This is a genomic window from Streptomyces sp. NPDC002513, from assembly GCF_053595355.1.
On sequence record NZ_JBSFXK010000074.1, the window covers coordinates 24336 to 32897 of the forward strand.

Annotated in this window: 5 protein-coding genes; 1 reads left to right on the forward strand and 4 read right to left on the reverse strand. The window is 70.7% G+C overall.

Going from position 1 to position 8562, the window contains the following annotated elements:
- The first annotated feature begins 56 nt into the window (after nt 1-56).
- Nucleotides 57-2345: an MMPL family transporter gene (locus tag ACWD5Q_RS31400; protein WP_451430465.1), complete on the forward strand. Its 2289-nt coding sequence runs from the start codon at nt 57-59 to the stop codon at nt 2343-2345.
- A 70-nt stretch (nt 2346-2415) separates the two neighbouring features.
- Here the strand turns inward: ACWD5Q_RS31400 and ACWD5Q_RS31405 are convergent, their stop codons facing one another.
- From ACWD5Q_RS31405 to ACWD5Q_RS31420, 4 genes are all read right to left on the reverse strand, one after another.
- Nucleotides 2416-4062 (reverse strand): PucR family transcriptional regulator, encoded by a 1647-nt coding sequence (locus tag ACWD5Q_RS31405; protein WP_451430466.1) that lies wholly within the window; start codon nt 4060-4062, stop codon nt 2416-2418.
- A gap of 67 nt (nt 4063-4129) precedes the next feature.
- Nucleotides 4130-5512 carry an FAD-binding oxidoreductase gene (locus ACWD5Q_RS31410; RefSeq protein WP_451430467.1) on the reverse strand — a complete coding sequence of 461 codons (1383 nt, stop codon included), beginning with the start codon at nt 5510-5512 and terminating at the stop codon, nt 4130-4132.
- 105 nt (nt 5513-5617) lie between these two features.
- The gene (locus ACWD5Q_RS31415) at nt 5618-7501 is read right to left on the reverse strand and encodes a TniQ family protein (protein ID WP_451430468.1); all 1884 of its coding nucleotides are present in this window, start codon (nt 7499-7501) and stop codon (nt 5618-5620) included.
- Nucleotides 7498-8562 (reverse strand): ATP-binding protein (locus ACWD5Q_RS31420; protein ID WP_451430469.1); only part of this gene is annotated, 1065 nt, incomplete at its 5' end. The genes ACWD5Q_RS31415 and ACWD5Q_RS31420, both read right to left, overlap by 4 nt.

Sequence of the window (8562 nt, forward strand, 5' to 3'; positions counted from 1 at the left end):
ATCCTCAAACCTTGCCGGCCGGGACATCCCGGCCCCCAACGCCCTTGGAGGACAAGGTGATCCGCGCCCTGACCGGGTTCGCGACCCGCAGCCCATGGAAGGTCATCGCCCTGTGGGCGGTGGTGGGTGTCTTTCTGACCATGCTCGGCCAGGTGCTGATCTACCGCGTCACCGAGACGCAGAGCGGTGACTTCCTGCCCGCGCGGTACGACTCGGCCGCCGCCCTGAAGATTGCCGAGGAGCGGTTCGGGGCCAAGCCCGACGGCAACGCGGTGACCGTCCTCGTGGCGCGCACCGACGGCAGGGCGATGACCGCCGCGGACCACCGCCGTGTCGCGGCCGTCGCCGAGCGGCTCGGCAACCGGCGAGTGGAGATGCCCGAGCCCGCGGAGGACCAGCCCGCGTTCCTGACCAAGGACTACTCCCAGACCCCCAAGGTCAGCCCCGCGATGGCCGCCCCCGACCGCAGCTTCGAACTACTGACCGTCCAGCTCACCGGCAACTCCGCGGACCCCGGCCTGCACGACCTCTACCGCGCCTTCCGCGAGCAGACGACGGGCGCGTACGCCGAGACCGGGATGCGCGTCGGCTTCACCGGCGGGCTCGCCGACCTCGTCGACACCACCGACGCCGAGGAAACCACTCAACTGGTCGTCGGCATCGCCATGACCGGCCTGATCGTCCTCATCAACATTCTGGTGTTCCGCAGCGTCCTGGCCGCCTTCATCCCCCTCTTCGCCGTCGTGATCACCGGCGGCGCGGCGGCCGGCGCGGTCGTCGGCGCCGCCATGCTCACCGGCATCAGGCTGGACACCTCCACCCCCAGCCTGATCGGTGTGGTGCTGATCGGCATCGGCATCGACTACTTCCTCTTCCTCCTGTTCCGCTTCCGTGAACAACTGCGCGCCCGCCCCGACCTGCCCCCGCGTGCCGTGGCCGCCGAGGTCGCCGCCCGGGTCGGCACCGCCATCACCTCCGCGGCCCTCACCATCGTGGCCGCCTTCGCCACTCTCGGTGTCGCGACCTTCGGACAGTTCCGTGTGCTGGGCCCGGCCATCGCCGTCTCCGTACTCGTCATGCTGCTGGCCAGCCTCACTCTGATGCCCGCCCTGCTCGCGGTCACCGGGCGCAGGATGTTCTGGCCCTCCCGCGCCCTCAAGCGCGCGCCCCGCGCCGGAGCCGCCGGGCGCGTCGGCGCCCTGATCGCCCGCCGCCCCCTGCTCCTCGCGGTGGCCTGCGTCGCCCTGCTGGCCGCCCCGGCCGCCGGACTGATCGGCATCCGGATGGACTTCGGCCAGACCGCCACCGCCCACGACACCCCGGCCGCCGCCACCTCCGCCGAGATCGCCCGCGCCCTGCCCGCCGGGGTCTCGGACCCGGCCACCGTCTACGTCACCGCCCGTGAGGGCCGCACCCTCACCGCCAAGGGACTGCGGGCCCTGCCCGACGCGCTCGCCCGGGTCAAAGGCGTCGGCCGGGTCGGCGCACCCGTCCTCACCGACGACCGCACCGCCGCCCGCATCGACGTCTACCTCACCGCCGACACCCAGAGCCCGCAGGCCCGCGACCTGGTCGCCGGGCCCCTCCGCGACACCGTCGCCCAGCACACCCCGGACGGCCTCGAAGCCCACGTCGGCGGCACCGCCGCGATCTTCGCCGACATCTCCACCGCCGTCGACCACGACCTGAGGATCGTCTTCCCGGTCGCCGCGCTGCTGATCGCCCTCATCCTGCTCGTCCTGCTACGCAGCCTGCTCGCCCCGGTCATCCTCATGATCGCCGTCGGCCTCGGCTTCGCCGCCACCCTCGGGGCCTCCGCCCTCGTCTTCCAGCACCTCCTCGACAAGCCCGGCGTCGACTTCGTCCTGCCGCTGGTGCTGTTCCTCTTCGTCGTCGCCCTCGGCACCGACTACAACATCCTCATCAGCGACCGCATCCGCGAGGAGATGGAGCGCCCCGGCCCCGCCCGCGCCGCCGTCGCCCGCGCCGTGCGCCACACCGCCCCCGCCATCGCCACCGCGGGCGTCGTCCTCGCCGCGTCCTTCGGCAGCCTCGCCGTCAACGCCGCCTCCTCCACCCAGCAGGTCGGTTTCGCCACCGCGCTGGGCATCCTGCTCTCCGCCTTCGTCCTGTCCATCGTCCTGGTGCCCGCGCTCGCCGCACTCCTCGGCCGCGCCACCTGGTGGCCGGTACGCCCGGGCCGCCGACCGTCCCGCCACGACACCGGGTCCGAGGCCACCGAGTTCCTCGGCGTCTCGGCGGGCGCCCCGCACCACCGCACCCCGGACCTCACGGCACTCCGGCCCGACGCCTCGACTCCGCACACCGGGCCCACGACGAGGTGACGCAGCCGCGGCTCGACCCGTGGCGGTAGGGCCTCGGCCCTCCCCGTAACGACCGGCACCGCACCGGCCCCTACCCCTGAGGCACGTGCCGGCGCGCCTGTAGGGCCAGGCTCAGGGCCAGGACCGTCTGCGGGTCGTCGAGGTCCGTGCCCAGCAACTCCCCGATCCGGGCCAGCCGGTTGTAGAGGGTCTGCCGGTTCAGGTGCAGTTCGCGGGCCGTCTCCGCCTTGCGGCCCGCGTGCGCCAGATACGTCTCCAGCGTGGGCAGCAGCGGCGGCCTGGAACGGCGGTCGTGGTCGCGCAGCGGACCGATCGCGCGTTCCACGAAAGCCGCCAGATCGGGATGGTCGCGCAGCCGCCACAGCAGAAGGTCGATGTCGAGGCGCCGGGCGTCGTGCCAGGGACGCTCCGGCAGCCCCTGCGCCGCCGTCGCGGTCTCCGCCGCGTGCCGCAGCCCGGCCGACGCCGCCGCCCAGCCGCCCGCCACCCCCACCACCACGACCGGCGGCCGGGCGCCCGGCCGCTGCATGCCGGCCCGCTCCACCCCCGCCCGCAGCGCCGCGGCCACCCGGTCGGCGACCGTGGAACGCTCCGACTCCGAGCGCAGGCCCAGCAGCAGCGGCACCCGGCCCTCCACCGGCCGCACCCCGAGCAGGACCGGCACGCCCACCGACCCCAGCTCCTCCGCGACCGCACGCGCCAGCACCGCCCAGCCCCCGCCGCCCGGCGCGGGGCCGTCCGCCAGTCGCATCACCACCGGCAGCAGCGGGCCGCCGCCAGGTTTGAAGCCGAGCACCCGGGCCTGTGCGGGCGCGTCCTCGGCGGCGATCCGGCCCTCGGCGAGGTCGGTGAGGAAATCGCCGCGCCCGCGCGCCGCCAGCTCCTCCTCCTGCCGGGCCTGCATCAGCACCACCGCGAGGATGCCCGCGGCCCGCTCGGCGGCGAGCCGGTGCACCGGCGCCACCGGCGCACCGACCGGCAGCAGCACCAGCCGGGCCCGTACCGAGCCCGTGCCCGGTCCGCCCCCCGGCACGTCCACGATCACCGTGCCGGCCGGGGGCGCGTCCTTGTGCTGTCCGCGCAGCCCCTCCCACACCTGGAGCGGATCCGTGTCCCCGGGCCCGGCCCCGGCGGCGTACAGCAGCTGGCCGTCGGCGGTCTCCAGGAACACCGGGTTGCCGCCGAGGTCGGCCAGGATCCGCAGGACCTGCGGCACCCCGCCCCCGCCGAGCAGCGCCTCGGTGCACCGGCGGTGCACCTCCTCGGCCCGCTGGAGCAGCGCGTAGTGCCCGTTGACGATCTCGGTGTGGATCTCCTCGGTGACCGCCACGAACGGCACCTCACGGTGCAGTTGGACGAGCGGCAGCCCGGCGGTGCGGGCCGTCTCCACGAGGGCGGCGGGCAGCCGGGTGAAGCGCGGGCCCAGCTCCACCACCAGGGCCGCGATGCCGCGCTCGGCCAGCGTGCGGACGAACGCTCGCTGGTCGGCGGGGCGGGTGCCGAAGCCGTAGCCCGTGGTCAGGAGGAGTTCGCCGCCCTTCAGCAGCGAGGCGATGTTCGGGACCTCACCCGCGTGCACCCAGCGCACCGTGCGGTGCAGCCGGTCGGCGCCGGCGAGCACCTCCGGCAGCCCGCTGCGCAGTCCGGGCAGCTCCAGCGCCCGCTGCACGGTGATTCCGGCGCCCTGGGAGACCTGGGGGTCGACACGGCTGTCCATGCGGTGACGCTACCCGCGTGGACGCCCCGGGCGCACGTGGGCCCCGGTCAGGCGGTCACGAGCCCGGTCAGGCGGGCTGGATGTTGTGGTTGTAGCGGAACACGTTGTCCGGATCGTACTGGCGTTTCACCCGCGCCAGCCGGTTGAGGTGCTCGGTGCCGAGGCCGGCCACCACCCGGTCCCTGCCCTCGTCCCCGATGAAGTTGAGATAGACCGCCCCGGTGCTCCAGGGCCGGGCGTCGGCGCGCACCCCCCGCACCCACTCAAGGGCCCGCTCGTCGTCCGCCGGGTCCGCCCAGACACCCAGCGGGTGCACGGCCCAGGGCGCGTCCCGGAAGGGGACCGGGTACTGGGCGGGCCCGGAGGCGACCGCGCCGCCCTGCGGGAGGAGCACCTGCCGACAGGCCGAGGGGACGGGCATCGAGGGGGCGCGGGCGCAGAAGGCGTCGACGAGTTCGTCGGGCAGGGCGCGCACGTACTCGACCGACCAGTGGTTCCGCAGCCCGGGCGGAGTGTCGAGCAGGCACTGCGCATCGGCGTACGGCATCGCGGTGACGACCTCGGACTCGTGCGGCAGCGCCAGCAGCGGCCGGGCGAGCCCCCGCAGCCCGTCCTCGCCGCCGACGTAGGTGACCAGCACCCCGCACAGCGGCGTCCCCGCCAGGTGCCCGGGGCCGAACGGCGGGGGCGGGCCGGTCAGGTACAGCACGGCGCCGCCCACCTCCGGCGCGCCGGAGGCGAGGAGGTCGCGGTAGATCCGGACCGCCTCCGGGCCCCGCTCGGGCAGGAACATGAGCAGGGCGATCGAGAACTCGGGCAGCTCGTGCAGCTTGAGGGTGAGCGCCGTGGCGACGCCGAAGTTCCCGCCGCCGCCGTGCAGCGCCCAGAACAGCTCGGGATGCTCGTCGGCGCTCGCGCGGACCGGGGCGCCGTCCGAGGTCACCAGCTCCACGCCGAGCAGGTTGTCGACGGCGAGGCCGAAGGCGCGGTCCAGCCAGCCGGTGCCGCCACCGAGCACGAAGCCGCCGACACCGGTCGTGGAGACCCGGCCGCCGGTGGTCGCCAGACCGTACGGCTGGGTGGCGCGGTCCAGGTGGCTCATCAGGGCGCCGCCCTCGATGCGTACCGAGGCGGACCCGGGACGGACCGTGACCCGGTCCATCCGGCGCAGGTCCACCACCAGACCGTTGTCGTTGACCGCCATGCCCGCGACACTGTGGCCGCCGCCGCGGACCGCGATCTTCAGATCGAGGTCCTGGGCGAAGCGCACCGCCCGGATGACGTCGGCCTCGCCCGCGCACTGCGCGATGACGGCCGGACGGCGGTCGATCTTCGCGTTGAAGACGGCCCGGGCCTCGTCGTAGCCCCGATCGCCGGGAGCGAGGACCTCGCCCTGAAGGCGCGCGCGGAGAGCGGCGAGCGCCGCGCGCGCCTTCGAAAGGGGAGCCATGGCGGCCGGCCCCCTTCCCGCAGGGGACAGAACTGCCTTCAGCGTAGGCGGGCCCGGCGCACCGGTCCTGTTCGGCAGGTGCGCCGCGCCCGCTGTAGGTTCCCATCAGCCGTGTCCTTTGGGATTGCTCTGACCTGCGGGTTCAAGGGGTCGTCCCATCGTCGTGTCCAAGGTTTTGTCCCAGGCTGATGTCCATTTCCTCAGCTCTCCGCGGTTGTTGAGTAGGCCGCGGAGGGCGAGGCGGCGTGCGGCGGCGGACAGGGCGTAATAGGTGCGACCGCGTCCGCCGCGGGGCCGGCGCTCGTGTGCAGTTTCTCGGCGACTTGCAAGCCAGCCGGCATCCTCGAAACGCTTGAGCTGCTTGTAAATGGTGTTGAACGGAATGCCTGTGCTGGCGTGAATCTGGGCCGAGTAGGTGTCTCGGTCTGCATGTTCTAGGAGGTGCTCCAGGAGGGGCAGTATCGGCGGAGGAACGCGGATGCGGTCGGGCGGCGGAGCATGCGAGTGCAGGGTGGTCAGTGCGGCGCGTTCGCCATCGACGAGGGCGATGGCGGCGTCGATGGTTGCTTGGTCTGGCAAGGGCTCGATTCGTGAGCCGAGAGCGTCGTGCATGAGGTGCTGAATGTTGGGTTCGTCGAGGTCGTGCAGGAGCGATGCGCCTCGAGTTGTGGGACGTTGGGGTTCGTGGCGGACTGAGCGGTGGAACAGTTCCGCTCCGATGGCCTCTTCCAGGCGGCTGAACTGCATGGCAAGCCGACCTTGTGAGCCGCCCAGGTAGTGGACTGTGGCCAGGAGTGTGGGGAAGCGCATGTGGATCTGGAAGCGGCGCAGGCGGAGCCAGCCGCCGATGGTTCCTTCAACTGCCGCTCGGATGTCACGGGGCACTGATTCGTCGAGCTTTCGGTTGAGCTGGATCGAGCTCCGAATGCCGACCGGGCGCCGGGGGACGTTGAGGTATTCGAGTCTGTGAAGAACGACACCTCCGCAGACACCGGTTTCTTGACCGATGTCTTCTGCGGAACGGACTCGATTGATGTACTGATCGCGTAGCCACTCATCGTCAAGGGGTAGCGGACGGGATCCTCGATAAATAGTGACGCCGAGGTCTTTTGCTCTCTGGATGACGAATGCCCGCGGCAGGGACAAGTGATCAGCGATCTCGTGAAGAGGTTTTCCACCCTCTTCGTATTCTTGTTGCAGAAAGTCGCGTGTCAAGATTTTTTGTCCTGCATTTTGGGTGCGCCACGCACCGAATTCGGTGGTGGCGCTGGTGGCACTGCGGAGCATGTGGGACCACACGTCCTGGGCAGTGCTGCCCATGACCTTCAAATCGTCCTGCAGTGCATGTGTTCGCCGAGAGAGCCTTTCTTCCACGGCCGTGAAAACAGAGTCGGTGTTTGCGTGTCTGTCCGTGCGAAGGGCGTCGAGTTCCCGTTGGGCCTGCAGCACGGGATGCTGAGGGTCGAGCTGGATGAGGGAAGTGGTGGTCAGGTCGGCTCCGCAGACGCTTCTGCGGCCTGTTCGCCGCATGCAGTGGCCCGGTGGGTGGCGGTGGACCTGCCTGGGCAGGAACTCCCGTGGTTCCTTGAGGCAGATGGGACAGCGGTTCGGCAGCAGCGTGTGGTGCGTGGTGCAGGCGAACGTCCAGGGCAGCCACCAGCGGATTGACCACCGCCCCTGCGTCTGGTGCAGGCACTTCGGGCAGAACCGCCAGTGAGGCGCGCTGCGGCGGCCGAACAGGCCCGGTGAGAGCACGGTCTGGTCGAGATGCCCGGGGGGCAGTGCGAGTTGCTTCTCCAGTCGCCGGAGCAGATGGGTCGGCAGTCCGGCCAACAGGGGACTGGTTCGTTCGGGCGTTGGAAGGCTCAACGCGTCCAGCAGTGACGAAAGCGATGTCCAGGAACGTCGGGCGAGGGCCTCCAACCAGCTGTCGATACTCTCGCCAGGCTGGGGGAGCAGGCGGATGGCCAGGGTGCGTGGTTGGCTCATGCCGCCCTCTTTCCTGGCCGGCTGACGAGCCGCCCCGACTCGAGGGCCTGTTGAAGTTCGTCGCGGGCCTTCTCAGACGCGGCGTCGTTCCTCACCTTGCCGAGGAGCTCGGTGTCCAGGCGCTCAACGCCGGTGCGGACAGCTCGCTGACAGCCGCGATTGATCAGCGTCATGAGGGAACCGATGTGACCTGTGCTGCGGGCGAAGAGGTAGTCGGACAGATCATCCGCGAGCATGCCGGGGTGCTTGTCGGCGAGAACGACGCGTTCCTCGATCGCCAGGAGGGTGTTGCGCCAGTTCCAGCGGCCGTCCTCCGAGCTGATCGTGAACGGCTCCATGCCCAGCCGCGTGGTGCGGCGCCCGGTCTGGGCGAGTACCGAGTCCTCATAACTGGAGCCCTCGGTGAAGAGTCCTCGCTTTTCCAGACCGACGCCGATCATCAGCAAGGTGACCGGGAATTCGTTGGCAATGTATTTGAAGTGGTTGCTGACCTCGATGCCATTCTTGTTTTGCCATCTCAGGAAGTGCAGATCATCCACGATCAGTAGTTTTGTCTCGGCGGACAGGACTGAGTCAAGGGCGCGATAGCCGAACTCTGCCGCTGTGCCTTTGAATCGCCCGGGGTGGCCGTAGTACTCCAGAATGGCTCGGTTCAAATCGCGCATTCCGGTGTTGCTGGTCAGTCCGACCCGGCAAATGGGCCACCGCTCATGGCCGTCGTCGGTGTATTTTCCTTCCTCCTGCATGATGCGGCGGTGAAGCTTCCGGGCGAAGGCGAGCACGGCTGTGGTCTTGCCCAGCCCGGGAAAGGCGTCGAGAGCGATTCCGCCTTTAACCTTGTCGCTGTCCTGGTCGTTGCTGTCGAAAATGTCCCAGAGGTCCTCGTGCAGGGCTTCCATCTGCGGTGTCTGCAGCGGGCCGAGGTTGGCATGCCACTTGCGGCGGCAGCGGTTGTAGTCGGCCAGTGCCCAACGTCGCTTCCTAAGCGGCCTTTTGCAGCTCGGCGTTGATCTTCTCCTCGGGGTCGAGGCGGTGGATGTGGATGTCGTGTGTGACGCGGC

Coding starts and splice junctions, on each gene's coding strand:
- ACWD5Q_RS31410 (WP_451430467.1), bottom strand. CDS start 5,512: ATGGCTCCCCTTTCGAAGGCGCGCGCGGCGCTCGCCGCTCTCCGCGCG.
- ACWD5Q_RS31405 (WP_451430466.1), bottom strand. CDS start 4,062: ATGGACAGCCGTGTCGACCCCCAGGTCTCCCAGGGCGCCGGAATCACC.
- ACWD5Q_RS31415 (WP_451430468.1), bottom strand. CDS start 7,501: ATGAGCCAACCACGCACCCTGGCCATCCGCCTGCTCCCCCAGCCTGGC.